This window comes from Lonsdalea quercina subsp. quercina (assembly GCF_000688695.1).
GTDB classification, from domain to species: Bacteria; Pseudomonadota; Gammaproteobacteria; order Enterobacterales; family Enterobacteriaceae; genus Lonsdalea; species Lonsdalea quercina_D.
Genome location: NZ_JIBQ01000013.1, coordinates 100,885 through 115,665, shown reverse-complemented (window position 1 = coordinate 115,665; position 14,781 = coordinate 100,885). Strand labels below are relative to the sequence as shown.

General features: G+C 54.2%; 13 protein-coding genes and 1 pseudogene. 7 read left to right on the top strand and 7 right to left on the bottom strand.

Annotated features, from left to right (window positions below):
• The first annotated feature begins 134 nt into the window (after positions 1-134).
• Both SB13_RS13585 and tpiA read left to right on the top strand, forming a co-directional pair.
• Positions 135-725, top strand: coding sequence for a DUF1454 family protein (locus tag SB13_RS13585; RefSeq protein ID WP_026740880.1), 591 nt, complete (start codon positions 135-137; stop codon positions 723-725).
• A gap of 126 nt (positions 726-851) precedes the next feature.
• On the top strand, positions 852-1,619 hold the full coding sequence (gene tpiA, locus SB13_RS13580) for a triose-phosphate isomerase (RefSeq protein WP_026740879.1): 768 nt from the start codon (positions 852-854) through the stop codon (positions 1,617-1,619).
• A 68-nt stretch (positions 1,620-1,687) separates the two neighbouring features.
• Here tpiA and aguA read toward each other — a convergent pair whose 3' ends face one another.
• The 5 genes and pseudogenes from aguA to SB13_RS13555 all read right to left on the bottom strand — a co-directional run bounded on the left by aguA (position 1,688) and on the right by SB13_RS13555 (position 6,618).
• Positions 1,688-2,791, bottom strand: a complete 1,104-nt coding sequence (gene aguA, locus SB13_RS13575) for an agmatine deiminase (RefSeq protein ID WP_026740878.1) — start codon at positions 2,789-2,791, stop codon at positions 1,688-1,690.
• Positions 2,792-2,794: 3 nt separating this feature from the next.
• On the bottom strand, positions 2,795-3,679 hold the full coding sequence (gene aguB / locus SB13_RS13570) for an N-carbamoylputrescine amidase (protein ID WP_026740877.1): 885 nt from the start codon (positions 3,677-3,679) through the stop codon (positions 2,795-2,797).
• 184 nt (positions 3,680-3,863) lie between these two features.
• Positions 3,864-4,826 carry a 6-phosphofructokinase gene (pfkA, locus tag SB13_RS13565; RefSeq protein WP_026740876.1) on the bottom strand — a complete coding sequence of 321 codons (963 nt, stop codon included), beginning with the start codon at positions 4,824-4,826 and terminating at the stop codon, positions 3,864-3,866.
• Positions 4,827-5,051: 225 nt separating this feature from the next.
• Positions 5,052-5,954, bottom strand: a complete 903-nt coding sequence (fieF, locus tag SB13_RS13560) for a CDF family cation-efflux transporter FieF (protein ID WP_026740875.1) — start codon at positions 5,952-5,954, stop codon at positions 5,052-5,054.
• Positions 5,955-6,329: 375 nt separating this feature from the next.
• Positions 6,330-6,618, bottom strand: a pseudogene (locus SB13_RS13555) (TM2 domain-containing protein).
• 290 nt (positions 6,619-6,908) lie between these two features.
• Here SB13_RS13555 and SB13_RS17415 point away from each other — a divergent pair.
• The gene (locus tag SB13_RS17415; RefSeq protein ID WP_072000257.1) at positions 6,909-7,703 is read left to right on the top strand and encodes a metallophosphoesterase family protein; all 795 of its coding nucleotides are present in this window, start codon (positions 6,909-6,911) and stop codon (positions 7,701-7,703) included.
• Between the two features lie 729 nt (positions 7,704-8,432).
• On the opposite strand, the gene cpxP is transcribed toward SB13_RS17415, so the two are convergent.
• Positions 8,433-8,930, bottom strand: coding sequence for a cell-envelope stress modulator CpxP (cpxP, locus tag SB13_RS13545; RefSeq protein ID WP_026740873.1), 498 nt, complete (start codon positions 8,928-8,930; stop codon positions 8,433-8,435).
• A 152-nt stretch (positions 8,931-9,082) separates the two neighbouring features.
• On the opposite strand from cpxP, the gene cpxR reads away from it, so the two are divergent.
• The 4 genes from cpxR (at position 9,083) to SB13_RS13525 (ending at position 14,272) form a co-directional block, all read left to right on the top strand.
• A complete protein-coding gene (gene cpxR, locus SB13_RS13540; protein ID WP_026740872.1) occupies positions 9,083-9,781 on the top strand; it encodes an envelope stress response regulator transcription factor CpxR in 699 nt (232 codons plus the stop codon).
• Entirely contained in the window at positions 9,778-11,148 is a 1,371-nt protein-coding gene (gene cpxA / locus SB13_RS13535) for an envelope stress sensor histidine kinase CpxA (protein ID WP_026740871.1), read from the top strand. The genes cpxR and cpxA overlap by 4 nt, the downstream gene beginning before the upstream one ends.
• Positions 11,149-11,348: 200 nt before the next feature.
• Positions 11,349-13,538, top strand: coding sequence for a PA5441 family protein (locus SB13_RS13530; protein ID WP_026740870.1), 2,190 nt, complete (start codon positions 11,349-11,351; stop codon positions 13,536-13,538).
• Positions 13,508-14,272, top strand: a complete 765-nt coding sequence (locus SB13_RS13525; RefSeq protein WP_026740869.1) for a DUF3142 domain-containing protein — start codon at positions 13,508-13,510, stop codon at positions 14,270-14,272. Before SB13_RS13530 ends, SB13_RS13525 begins: the two co-directional genes overlap by 31 nt.
• On the opposite strand, the gene SB13_RS13520 is transcribed toward SB13_RS13525, so the two are convergent.
• On the bottom strand, positions 14,269-14,733 hold the full coding sequence (locus SB13_RS13520) for a tRNA (cytidine(34)-2'-O)-methyltransferase (RefSeq protein ID WP_026740868.1): 465 nt from the start codon (positions 14,731-14,733) through the stop codon (positions 14,269-14,271). The genes SB13_RS13525 and SB13_RS13520 overlap by 4 nt on opposite strands.
• Positions 14,734-14,781: the final 48 nt, after the last annotated feature.

Below are 14,781 nucleotides of genomic sequence, written 5' to 3'. Positions count from 1 at the left end.
CATCGAGTTTACCTTACCGTACGGTTTCTATCGTATTTTTTACGCGAACTTTGACAATCCCTAACCAATACCGCTTTAATCACAAGGCCGCTTTACGGCATAACGGCTACTGCGACGATACTGACGAACACGCTATGAAAAAATCTCTACTTATCCTTTGCCTGCTCACCGCCGGAATACATCAGGCCAGTGCCGTCAGGGCAGACGCGCTGTTTCAGCACAAAGGTCCCGCTGCGCCTTATCTGCTGGCCGGCTCGCCGACGTTCGACATGACTATCGTCCAGTTTCGCACTCGTTATAACCTCAGCAATCCGACGCTGCCGATTGGGGAATACCGGGTCGTCGATACCAACGAGGACTCCCCCATGCTGACCCGCGCCGCCAGCAAGATCAGCAATATGTTGTACTCTTCTACCGCGCTTGAGAAAGGGACGGGCAAGATCAAAACGCTGCAAATTACTCTGTTGCCGGGCCCGAAAGATCCTGACGAAGCGGGCCGACGCAAACAGGCGCAGGAGTACATGGCCGCGCTGCTGCGGGTATTCGTCCCCTCGCTGACGCGCGAACAAAGCCTGAAAAAAGTCGACACGCTGCTGGCGCAAGGTAAGGATCACCCCTTCTTCCAACAGGAGGAGGGAGCGCTGCGATATGTGGTGGCAGATGGGGGCGAAAAAGGGCTAACCTTCGCGGTTGAACCGATTAAGCTCACGCTGGCAGAATATTGATCAAAGCCGCTATTAGGCACGAAAAACAGAGCCACGAGGTCTTTTCATCTTTATACTGTCGTCAGGTTACACTGCCGAGCGGCAGTGACGTATTGATTAACTTGCTATCCGTCTGGAGGAAAAAAGATGCGACACCCCTTAGTCATGGGCAACTGGAAGTTGAACGGTAGCACCCACATGGTTCACGAACTGATTGCCGGCCTGCGCAACGAACTGACCGCAGTCGCGGGCTGTGACGTAGCTATCGCTCCGCCAGCTGTTTACCTGGGTCAGGCTAAGCACGAACTGTCTGGCAGCCGTATTGCCCTGGGCGCGCAGAACGTTGATGTAAACCTTTCCGGCGCATTCACCGGCGAAACCTCTGCCGACATGCTGAAAGACATCGGCGCTAAATACATCATCATCGGTCACTCAGAACGCCGCACCTATCACAAAGAAAGCGATGAATTCGTTGCTAAAAAATTCGGCGTACTGAAAGAAGCCGGTCTGACTCCGGTTCTGTGCATCGGTGAAACTGAAGCAGAAAACGAAGCCGGCCAGACCGAAAGCGTTTGTGCTCGTCAGCTGGATGCCGTTCTGAACACGCTGGGCGCTAAAGCCTTTGAAAATGCCGTCATCGCCTACGAGCCTATCTGGGCTATCGGTACTGGCAAATCCGCCACTCCGGCGCAGGCACAGGCTATCCACAAATTCATCCGCAGCCACATCGCTAAACAGGATGCCGCGGTAGCAGAACAGGTCATCATTCAGTACGGCGGTTCCGTTAACGCGTCTAACGCGGCTGAACTCTTCACCCAGCCGGACATCGACGGTGCGCTGGTGGGCGGCGCATCACTGAAAGCAGACGCTTTCGCCGTGATCGTTAAAGCCGCAGCAGAAGCCAAAGGCGCGTAACGCCCAACGGTATTTTGTTCTCGGTATGAAAACGGCTCCTTTCAGGAGCCGTTTTTTTATGGGTGACATTATTCCGCGCGCGCGGACGGGATCTGCTGAGTAATGCAGTGGATATTGCCGCCGCCCAGCAAGATTTCACGCGCGGGCACGCCGCTGATCAGGTGATCAGGGAACATTTGCTGCAATAATGCGTGCGCCTGACGGTCCGTACGTTTATCCAGCAACGGATAAATCACCTGACGATTGCTGATGAGAAAGTTGACGTAAGACCCCGCGAGACGCGAGCCGGCGATACGTTCAATCGCTTCCCCGTCGACGTCGATCCCCTCCGCTTCAGCCTGGGTCATGAAAAGCGGACCCGGCGCAGGCAATTTCCAGATTTTCAGATGTCGACCGTGCGCATCACGCGCCTTCGAGAGCACCTGATACGCCGCCATAGAGCGAGCATATTGGGGATCGTTTTCATCTTCGGTCCAATGCAGCGCAACCTCGCCGGGACGCACGAAGCAGCACATGTTGTCGATATGGCCGTCCGTCTCGTCGTTGTAAACGCCGGACTCCAGCCAGATAAAGGCCGATACGCCCAGATAATCCGTCAGCAATTGCTCGATCTGCGCCTTGTCCAGATGCGGATTGCGGTTGGGATTGAGCAGACACTCCGCCGTGGTCAGCAGCGTACCTTCGCCGTCGGTATGAATAGAGCCGCCTTCCAGAATCAGCGGCGCGGCGTAACGGGCATCCCCGAGATAGGCCAGAACCTGCTGCGCAACCTGTTCATCGCGACGCCAGTCCGTATACAAACCGCCCTGTTCTCCGCCCCAGGCGTTAAACTGCCAGTCGACGCCGCGGCGTTCGCCCGCGGGACTCAGCACCATCGTCGGCCCGGTGTCGCGCATCCAGGCATCGTCGCTCTCTATCTCGACCAGCGTGACGCTGGCGGGCATGATACTACGCGCATGCGCCATCTCCGCCGCCGGGACGCCCATGAAGACCGGCGTTGTCTGGGCTATCGTCGCCGCGACGGTGGAGAAAGTCTGCTGCGCCGGGATAATCTCCCCTACCGAGCGCCAGTTGTCGCGGCGATACGGCCACAGCATCCAGACCGCTTCCTGCGGAGCCCACTCAGCGGGCATAGCGAAACCGTCCTGAAACGGGGTGGTCAGCTGTGACATGATTTATCTCCAGGTTTTGCCGTCGGAAGTGCCGATCACGCCATACATTTCCGGGCGACGGTCGCGGAACAAGCCCCAGGTTGCGCGCATCTGCGCGATTTCCTGCAGGTCGAAACTGTGCACCAGCACCGCTTCGTCGGTGCGGTTGGCCTGCTGCACCAGCGCGCCGGTCGGATCGGCGATAAATGAAGAACCGTAGAACGTCATTTCCAGCCCGTCGATATACTTGCTGGCTTCCGTTCCGATACGGTTGGAGGCGACCACCGGTACCAGGTTGGCGGCGGCATGCCCTTGTTGTACACGCGTCCAGTGCGGCTGGCTGTCCCAGGCGGGGAAGGCCGGTTCAGAGCCGATGGCCGTCGGGTAGAAGATGATCTCTGCGCCCATCAACGCCAGGCTGCGGGCGGTTTCCGGGAACCATTGATCCCAGCAGATGCCTACACCAACCTTGGCGTAGCGGGTCTGCCACACTTTGAAGCCGGTGTCGCCGGGAATGAAGAACTGCTTTTCCTGATAGGCCGGGCCGTTGGGGATGTGAGTTTTACGATAAACGTCCAGCACGCTGCCGTCCGCATCGATCATCACCAACGAGTTGTAGTAAGCGTTATTGGCACGCTCGAAGAAACTCAGCGGCAACACGACTTCCAGTTCGGCGGCCAGCGCAGAGAAATGTTTGATTAGCGGGCTGTTGTCGAGGCTCTGCGCCAACGCGTAATGTTCAGGATTCTGGTCGATGCAGAAATAAGGCGCGGCGAACAGTTCCTGGATCAGAATGATTTGCGCGCCCTTTGCGTGCGCCTGCCGCACCAGTTTTTCCGCGTTTTCGATATTTCTGGGCAGGTCCCAGGTGCAGGCCATTTGCGTGGCGGCAACAGTCACTTTTGTCATGCGAAACCTCGATAATTTCTGCGTTTATGCTCTTGCTGAACCGCCGAAAAAGGCAGGCCCAACCAGCGCCAAATAGAAGTTTAGGTCAACCTATCACCCTGTGCCTGTGGATGACAGCCAAAAGAAATCCCGCCCCCTAAGGGACGGGATTTCATGCACCCTGCCACACCGGGCCGACTACCAATCAGAACAGTTTTTTCGCCGTTTCCAGCCAATCGCCCTTGAATGGACGTTTCATGTTCTCGATAGCGTCGATAATATCATGGTGAACCATTTTTTCATTCTGGATCCCAACGCAACGACCGCCGTATCCCTGCAGCAGCAGTTCGATGGAGTATGCGCCCATGCGGGAAGCCAGAATCCGGTCGTAGGCGACCGGAGAACCGCCGCGCTGAATGTGGCCCAGTACCGTCGCGCGCGTTTCACGCCCGGTTTCCTGCTGGATGTAGCTGGCCAGCTCGCTCACATCACACATCAGTTCAGTGATGGCAACGATAGCGTGTTTTTTCCCTTTGGCAATCCCGCCTTTAATTTCAGCCACCAGATCTTCTTTTTTGAAGTCGACTTCCGGCACCACGATAAACTCGCAGCCGCCGGCGATAGCCGCCGCCAGCGTCAGGTCGCCGCAGTGACGCCCCATCACTTCAACGATGGAAATACGCTGGTGGGAAGAGGACGTATCGCGCAAACGGTCAATGGCTTCAACGACCGTGTCCAGCGCGGTGAAGTAACCGATGGTGTAGTCCGTACCTGCCACATCGTTATCGATCGTGCCCGGCAGGCCGATGCAGGGGAAACCCATTTCGGTCAGACGCTTGGCGCCCATGTAGGAGCCATCGCCGCCGATAACAACCAGCGCATCCAGACCACGTTTTTTCATGTTTTCTACGCAGACCTGGCGCACGGATTCTTCGCGGAACTCAGGGAAGCGGGCAGAGCCCAGGAACGTACCGCCGCGGTTGATGACATCTGACACGCTATAGCGGTCAAGCTGCGTCATGCGATCTTCATACAAACCCAGATAGCCATCATAAATTCCATAAACTTCCAGTCCTTCCGTTAATGCAGCGCGCACCACACCGCGGATAGCGGCGTTCATGCCTGGCGCATCGCCACCGCTTGTGAGTACTCCGATTTTCTTAATCATGACAACCTCTGGATTTGTAGATGTTAATTCGCAGATTTTTGATATCGTGCGCGAAGTTTGCGGCAATCAACACCGACAACGCAAACCTCTCACCTTCTTGTACGCATTTTATAACAAATACCCTCGGCTGAATTGATTCAAGTCAGGCTTAAAGACCAATAATTTCCCTGTGCAGTATCACATATTTACAAAATTATAACGCCTACGTGATAATTCTCGTTTGAATCAAATGTTCCACCATCCACGCTGGGCGTCTGGAACAGCCGATATTGGGTCCTGGTGGATAATGATATCGGCATCGGGAAAGCGTTGCAGCAATGCTTTCTCCAAATCGTCCGCAATCTGATGAGATTTCACCAACGGCAGGGTATCTTCCATTTCCAAATGCAGCTGGATAAACCGTGTCGGCCCCGCCCGCCGCGTTCTCAATTGATGAGCGCCGCTGATGCCCGGCCACGCGGCAACGATATCGGTAATTTCCTGCCGTTCTTCATCCGGCAGCGCCCTATCCAACAGGGCTTGAATGGCATCGTACGCCATCCGCAAAGCGCTGTACAAAATATATGCGCCTATACCCAGCGCAAAAACGGCGTCCGCCCAGGTCACGCCTTTCCAACTCAGTCCCAACGCGACTAAGATCGCGCCGTTCATCATGACGTCGGATTGATAGTGCAGCATATCTGCGCGCACCGCCTGACTGTGAGTTCGGGCGACCACCCAGCGCTGGAATGCGACCAGCAGACCGGTCACGACCAACGCCACGATCGTCACCCACATCCCCACGGCCGGATCTTTAAGCTCCTGGGGAGAAATTAAATGCTGGAAGCCGGTCAGCAGCAAAAACAACGCCGAACCCGAGATAAACATGCTCTGAGCTAAGGCGGCGAGAGACTCGGCCTTGCCGTGACCGAAAGTATGTTCGGAATCCGCCGGCTGCAGCGAATAGCGCACCACCAGCAGGTTGATTAGCGAGGCGGCGATATCCACCAGCGAATCGACCAAAGACGCCAGCAAACTGACCGATCCGGTATACCACCACGCAAAAACTTTCAGAGCAAAAAGCGACAGCGCCGTTGCGGTCGCCAGAATAGCGGCTGTCGTCACCAGACGCCCGTAGCGTGAATCCATACCCACCTCCCATGAAAACAAGAGGTTAAAGTATAGCGGATCGCTCAGTCGGGATCCGAACAGGTCGCCTGTGACGGCAAACAGTATTGGAAACAGACACTAACGGCGTAATATTTTTTGCCACCGAACTCGTTCCCATCGGCCAGCCCCCTCGCAGCAGGAACAGTTTCATCCCCCGCAGCGTCAGGATGCCATGTCGTCTACGCCATAGTACCGAATAATATGCGATGAACTATTGCAACGATGCCTGGTTCCAAAGCGCGAAACGTCGCCACTATTGTCTGTAATTAAGGTACGGTTTAAGTCTGGGATAAGGGAGAAAGGGAAGGAAAACACGCTTAGTAGTAATGTGTTTTCGTGTCATCAACTACATTGTCACGCGAAGTTTTTGTCGCTATCACACAGGTAAATGATGAATTCGACAAAGGCCACCAGTGAAGGAATAAGTGCCCAGCAGAAGATCTGATAAAGCAGTCCCTGACCAATTTTTGCCAAGATAAATTTATGCGCCCCAAACCCACCTAAAAAGGCGGCCAGCAACGCCGCCACATGACGGTTTTTATCACCCACGCCAGCGAAACCCTGAGTCGCTCTGCAGTGTGAACAACTCCGTGCCGTGCTATAAATTTCCTTGCCCTCGCCCCCGGCAAAACACCATGCTCATGAATAGCTCTTTCTTGTGTTCCTTGAAACTTTCGCCCACTGCGTACTGACGCCCTTAAATGTCATAGTCTTGCTGTGGAGAAAATCTTGACGTAGCAGGGAATAATTTCCACACAAATAAAAAACCAAGGCAATTAATAGCCCGCACTTTATTGCGCAATATTTTTAACTCAAAAAATCCAAAAAAAAAACAACCATGCCCTTATATCATCTTATTTTTTTAACTAAAGTCATGAGTAAGGACGTTCACTAAAACTCTCTACAACCACCTATTGGGAATTGGATATTATTATGAATAGAAGGGATTTTTTAATCATTTCAGTAGGAACAGCGCTGTCTGGGTGCGATTTTTTCAATAGCAATCATGATGGTAGCCACAAAAACATACGTTTTATCATTGCTTCTGACGGTCACTACGGTGAGGAAATTACAGATTATAAAAAAAATTACAGTGTTTTTGTCAATGCAGTTAATGAGTTCAATAAAAATAACAAAGTCGATTTCTGTGTTATCAACGGTGATATCATTCACAATGATAATAAATATTTTCAACCAGCAAAAAAACAATTAGATTCATTAGTTATGAAATATTTCGTGAGCAAGGGTAATCACGATGCAGCTACTCCGGAAGAGTGGGTAAAAATATGGGGATATCCCATGGATTTTGATTTCACGTTGGGAAATAACGCAGTTTTAATCCTATCGACATCTGATATATCAGGAACTTACATGTGCCCTGATCATTCATGGCTATCTAATAAATTAAAGGAACATAAATCAAAAGAAAACATTTTTATTTTTATGCACATTAATCCCGTGGCCCAGACGCACTTTGCGGTAGAGTGTGAACAAATACTTTCTTTGTTATCAGAGCATAAAAACGTCAAAGCGGTCTTTAATGGTCACGACCATGATCATGACGAAATACTTATCAAAAATAATATTCCTTTCGTTTTCGATGGACATATCGGCGGAAGTTGGGGAACCGATTATCATGGATTTAGAGTTGTTGAAGTGAACCAAGATAACACTATATCCACGTATATGATGAATCCCACTCAAAAAATAAACCCCTCAGTATTGTAGGTAATTGGTCGAAATCACATGAACTAGCATCCCTTGTGATTATTAGCATAAAAATAATAAACCATCCCAGTAGCTGACTGGGATGCCCCCATGAAATTCAAAATAAATTTATAAAAATATATTTTCTGATTAACACTTCATCTATCGTGCAGCCACTAAATGACGGCTATTTTCAATTAAAAAACCGTCTCTAATAGAGCCAAGAAGAAAATAATGAATTTGACGTAGTTAGTTTGGCTCTCCCCATATACACATCATCAGCTACATACTAAGCCCATAGATGTTCACAAAGAAAAAACTCACCAATATAGCCAGTTAGCTATAACCATCTGGTATATTATTTCACTACAAGACATTAATTAGCCTGTATTTATGTATTGTAATTATGCTAATTCATTACCTTCTTCCCTCAAGAGAGATGAGTATCACGCCTAAAATTCCCGCCCAACTCCTCAAATAGTACTCAGTTGGACAGACAATACTTTTGTCGAGGCTAGCCAACAGGCTCAGTATTGATGATTTAAGGGCACCATGATTCTAGTGTCAGATTATATAAATACAGCCAAAAAAAAAGCCCTCCATCAAGGAGGGCAAATAGACAGGGATGGTGTCTATGGCAAGGAAAACAGGGTCTATCTTCTTCACACAACGTTTCACTATCGATCAACTACTACTCACGGTACTGCTCAGGAATTCCGACTTTGCATCGCCTACGCATGACCAAACGGTTCACTTAGGCACGCTGAAATACTTTTCCTGCTGATTCGCGACCGATATCTGCTCGCGAATCACTTCCATATGCTGCTCATGCTTATGACGCAGCACTTCTTTCTGTTCCGGCGTCAGCAGGCTGTACATCTGATTACGCACCCGGGCCATTTCCACCTGACGTGCAATCTGCTCCTGCGTCATTTTGTTGATTTGCGCCCGTACGGCCGCCTCATCGAATTTTTCAGCTATAACCAATTGGTACATCGTTTCAACATCCTGCGCAGAATAAGGAGGCATGTCGTGCCGCACTTCCTGCATCAAATCACGCATCTGTTGGCGTTGCTGTTCCGTCAACTTCACACCATCGAACATCCTTTGCTGACTAGGAATGCGTTTCGTGGCAGAGTCATTCTGCGTCAATTCTTCCATCCCGAGCCCCCCGGCGTCGGCTGCCGTAGCGATGCTGGAACCCAGCAACAGCAGTGAAGCGAGAGACAACAAGGTGGTGCGCCGCATCAATAACTCCTCAGTAAGTTGTACCGCTCAGCAAATTGATGGGTTCAGTCTAAACACCCCGCTGCAAACATGCGTCAGACGGTGTAAAACTACGTAAAGTCATGGAATAGCGGCAATCTATGGCGTATTTTGCCCGAGGAGGTAGGTAACTCATGAATAAAATCCTGTTGGTTGACGATGATAAAGAGCTAACGTCCTTGTTAAAGGAACTGCTCGAAATGGAAGGATTCAACGTGGTGGTGGCCTATGACGGAGAACAAGCCATGGGCGCGTTGGACGATTCAATAGATCTGCTGCTGTTGGATGTCATGATGCCGAAGAAAAACGGCCTTGATACCTTGAAGGAACTGCGTCAACGCCATCAGACGCCCGTCATTATGCTGACCGCGCGCGGCAGCGAACTAGACCGCGTACTGGGTCTGGAACTGGGCGCCGATGATTATCTGCCGAAACCGTTTAACGACCGGGAGCTGGTAGCGCGAATCCGCGCGATCCTACGTCGCTCCAACTGGACGGATCAGCAACAGGTGGGCGAAACGACGGCGCCGACGCTGGAAGTGGACGCCCTGCGCCTGAATCCCGGCCGCCAGGAAGCCAGCTTCGACGATAACGTGCTGGATTTGACCGGTACCGAGTTTACCTTGCTGTATCTACTGGCTCAGCGGCTGGGACAGGTCGTCTCCCGTGAACACCTGAGTCAGGAAGTGCTCGGCAAACGGCTCACGCCTTTTGACCGCGCCATCGACATGCATATCTCCAATCTGCGACGTAAATTACCCGACCGCAAAGACGGATTACCGTGGTTTAAAACCCTGCGCGGACGGGGCTATCTGATGGTATCCACAGCATGATAAACAGCCTTACTGCCCGTATTTTCGCCATATTCTGGCTGACGCTGGTTCTGGTGCTGATGCTGGTACTGATGCTGCCCAAGCTGGACTCCCGCCAACTGACCCCGCTGCTCGAAAGCGAGCAGCGTCAGGGGTTAATGCTGGAACAACATATTGAAGCGGAACTGGCCAACGACCCGGCGAACGACCTGCTCTGGTGGCGTCGGCTGTTTCACGCCATCGAAAAATGGGCGCCGCCCGGCCAACGCCTGTTGCTGGTGACCACCGAAGGGCGCGTCATTGGCTCACAGCGCCAGGAAATGCAGATAGTCCGCAACTTTATCGGCCAGTCCGATAACGCCGACTTCCCTCAGAAGAAGAAATACGGGCGCGTTGAGCTGCTGGGCCCGTTCTCCGTCAGGGATAGTGAAGACAACTACCTGCTGTACCTGATCCGGCCCGCCAGCAGCCCGCAGTCCGACTTCATCAATCTGCTGTTCGACCGCCCGCTGCTGCTGCTCATCGTCACCATGTTGATCAGTAGCCCGCTGCTGTTGTGGCTCGCCTGGAGCTTGGCGAAACCGGCCCGTAAGTTGAAAATCGCGGCTGACGAAGTCGCACGAGGCAACCTGCGTCAGCATCCCGAGCTGGAGTCAGGACCGCACGAGTTTCGCGCGACCGGCGCCAGCTTCAACCAGATGGTGAGCGCGCTGGAACGCATGGTGACCGTGCAACAGCGTTTGCTGTCGGATATCTCTCACGAACTGCGCACACCGCTGACCCGACTGCAGCTATCCAGCGCGCTGCTGCGCCGCAGGCAGGGCGAGAGCAACGAACTGACCCGCATTGAAACCGAAACCCAGCGTCTGGACAGCATGATCGGCGATCTGCTGGTCCTATCGCGCAATCAGCACAAAAACGAACTGCATCGAGAGCCGCTGAAAGCCGACGAACTGTGGAGCGATGTGCTGGACGATGCCAGCTTTGAAGCCGAGCAGATGGGCAAAACGCTGGATGTTCTCTCACCGCCCGGCCCATGGCTGCTGTTCGGCAATCCGTCAGCTCTCGACAGTGCGCTGGAGAACGTGGTCCGCAACGCGCTGCGCTACTCCAGGACGCATATCGAGGTCTCCTTCTCCGTGGACGGTCAGGGCGTCACCATTCTCGTCGGCGACGACGGCCCCGGCGTCAGCCCGGAAGACCGGGAACAGATTTTCCGTCCCTTCTACCGGACCGATGAAGCACGCGATCGCGAATCCGGCGGAACCGGCCTCGGACTGGCGATCGTCGAAACAGCCATCTCGCAACATCACGGCTGGGTCAAGGCGGATGCCAGCCCTCTCGGCGGCCTGCAGCTGACGATCTGGTTACCGCTCTACCACCGCTGACCGAACCGCGCAGAAAGCGGAAGAGCAATCTGCTCTTCCGCCCCGCTCTTCCCCTTCGCATTGAGTTTTTCCCGACGTCGGGTAGAGTGTAAATATCATAGGGTCGCCTAATCAGCGGCCTGCAACGCCGCCTTCGGCGCCAGCCGTCACCCGGGCAGCGTTCCTGAAATAGCCTGATACCTCACCCACAGGAAAAGGACATGAAAGGATTGGCCCTACTGGCTGGTTTGGTTACGACATTACTGATTTCTTCCGCTCACGCCTCCGGCGACGGCGTATGCGGCTTCACCGACGCCGACTGCGGTATGCCCGCACTCCCCTACCTGCTGCCGGATAACGATACCCGCACCAACCTGATGTTGTTGCAGAGCAGCCGCAACAAGATTGCGCTCCCCATTCCGCAGCCAGAACCCGACCAGGGACAGTCGCGGACGGACCCCTTCACGGCTTATCGCGTGATGGGACTGGTCGCCACGGAAACCCCCGACGAGACACCATCGCCCTCTTCTGACATCGCGGATGCTCAGGTCATACAGGTGGAAAATGCCGAATTGCTTCCCAAAGCGGAGCGACTGCATCTGCCTGCACCCATGATCGAAAAGCTCAAAACCCTGTCGCCACAGGATATGGAAGGACGTGGGATCTCCAACGGCCTTAGTACATTGGGCGATTTTTTCGACGTTCTCGGCAGTGACGCCGACCTGACGGAAGCGCAAAGGATCCTGCTGGCGCAGGGTCGCATCGCATTGGTCTCAGCGGATTACTCCGCCNCCCGCGCCGCGTTGGATAAAGAATCGACGCTCGCCAGCGGCCATGCGGCCGATTTCCGCCACTACCTCAATAGCGCGCAAGCCTTTTACAACGGCGAGTTGGAGCAGGCCGACAGCGACTTTCAACAGTTGCTGACCGCCGGACAGCCCTGGGTCGCCGAAACCGCCCGCTATATGCTGGTTCGCGTCGCGATCAACCAGGCAACCCAGCACGCGCTGGATGAATACGGCATGTTCGATATCAGCAAAACGGACAAAGCGGCCGGACAGCGCGCTGTCGAACGCATCGGCGACTATTTAAAGCACTATCCGCAGGGATTCTATGCCGATTCAGCCCGCGGACTCTATCGCCGCGCCTACTGGATGAACGGAGACCACGTCGCGCTGGCTAACCTCTATCATCAGGCGCTCACGTCGGTCAATAACGTCCCGGCCCTGCTCGATATCAGCAACGAAATCGACGACAAGCTGTTGGAGCACAGCGACTTCGTCTCGTCCGACAGCGTGCCGTTGCTGGATCTGGTGCAAGACCTGAAACGACTGCGGAGTTCAGACGGCTGGATGAATTTACCGGCGCTGACACAAGCGGAGATCGAACAACAGCGATCCGGATTCGAACGTGCGGGCATGCACGCCGAGTTTCTTTATCTGCAAAGCGCTTTTCAGTTCTACCAACTACGTGACTACGAGGCGGCGCTCCGCACCCTGCCCAAGGCCGCCGGCGACGATCTGACGGATACGGTCGCCTATAGCAGTCAGGTGCTGCGCGGGCTGGCGCTGGAGCAGTTGCAGCGATGGCAGGATGCCGAAGCGCATTGGCGTCATCTGCTGACGATGCACACCCTTTACACTCAACAGCAGTTCCTCCAACTGGCGCTGGCCCAGACGCTGGTCGACAGCGGTCATCCGGAGCAGGTGTTTGCTGCGAACAGCCCCGTCAAAAATTTGCGCTTCCGTTCCGCCATTCTCAAGGTCAGCGCCGACGCCAACCTGCTGCGCCAGCAGACCGGTCCGCAGCAGACGCCCGCCGAGCGCGCTATCGCATTGGATACGCTGCTGACCAAGCAGTTGACGCACCGAGATTACGCAGGGTATTTGAAAGACAGCGAGAAGCTCTCAACCATTCCACCGCTGAAAAGCACTGAAAACATGAGCTGGGATGAGGAAGATCTGACAGCCTTCTCCTGGGACGGCAGCGATACCGAGGAAGGCTACCAATGCCCGAGCCTGCAGGAAACGGTGGTGCGTCTGAACCACAATCCGCAGGACCCGCGCGCCATCAACTGTCTGGGCGAATTCTTCCTGCGTACTGGCAATAGTGTGGGTTTCGATTGGGGCGAAAATAATATGCTGAATGGTCTGACCGACGCCAAAACGCAATATCAGGGCCAGGAGTATAATCGGCTGGACGGCTATATTGAGGTGATCGCCAACCCGCAGGCGCCGCCGGAAGACAAGAGCTACGCGCTCTATCGTGCGATCTACTGTTACTCACCCAGCGGCTACAACAGCTGCGGCTCTCAAGACATCAGCAAGGCCACTCGCAAAGCCTGGTTCAGACAGCTCAAAACCGAGTTTAAGGGCAGCCAATGGGCCGAGCAGCTCAAATACTACTGGTAGCGCGTGGCTTTTTCGTCGCCAGCCTGCTGTTCGCCAGCGTTAATGCGGGCGCGACGACCGTCAACGCCGCTCACTATAACGCCTTCTGGCTGTGGGCGGCCGTGCAGCCTCAACCGGTGCTCCATCAGGCCGACACGCTGTATCTTCATCAGGGCGAAATCGCTCGGCGGCGGGGCGATGTGGTCTTCCTGCGTCAGGGGCTGCCGGCCACCAAACTGACCGTGAAACATTTATGGCTGTCGTTTCGGATTTCCACCCTGGACTTCGGCGAACCACAGCTGGCGCGGATGCTGAGTATCGCCCAACGCTGGCGCGCGCTCGGCAATCGGGTCGAAGGCATTCAAATTGATTTCGACGCCGCCAGCCATCATCTCTCCGGCTACGTCGCTTTTTTACAGCAACTGCGGCAGCGCCTGCCATCGGACTACCGTCTTAGCGTGACTGGGCTGCTCGACTGGGCCAAAACCGGCGAGGTCGCGCAAATCAATCGGCTGAAAGAGGTGGTGGACGAACTGGTGGTACAGACCTATCAGGGGCGTAGCACGGTAAACCGTTACGCAGAATACCTTCCGGCGCTGTTAACCTTACGGATTCCGTTCCGGCTGGGGCTGGTACAGCACGGCCGCTGGGACGAGCGCTGGCAGCATCGACTGTCCAGCTCGCCGTTTTATCGCGGCGCCGTCGTTTTTCTACTCAACCCCCATCCCGCCAGACATGCTCGGCAGATGCGCTAACTTCTGCCGCCGAATCCGTTCTGACGCCAGGCTTCGTAACTGATAATCGCCACCGAGTTGGAAAGGTTCAGACTCCGGCAGTCCGGTTCCATCGGGATGCGGATGCGATATTCCGGCGCTATGCCGTTGCGCACGGCGTCCGGCAGTCCGGCCGTTTCCGAACCGAACAGCAACACGTCTCCGGGCTGGTAGGCAGGACGATCGTAAGGCTGGCTGCCTTTCGTCGTGCAGGCGAAAATGCGACAGCCGGGCACCGACGCCAAAAAAGCGTCGTAATTCGCGTGACGCTGAACTACGGCCAGATCGTGATAATCCAGTCCGGCCCGACGCAATTTCTTCTCTTCGAAGTCGAAGCCCAGCGGCTCGATAAGATGCAGAGAGCACCCGTTATTCGCCGCAAGCCGGATGATATTGCCGGTATTCGGCGCAATTTGCGGTTCGTAAAGCGCAATATGGAACATTCAGATAACGTCTGTCGTCAAAAAGGTGGCGGCAGTATATCGTATCCC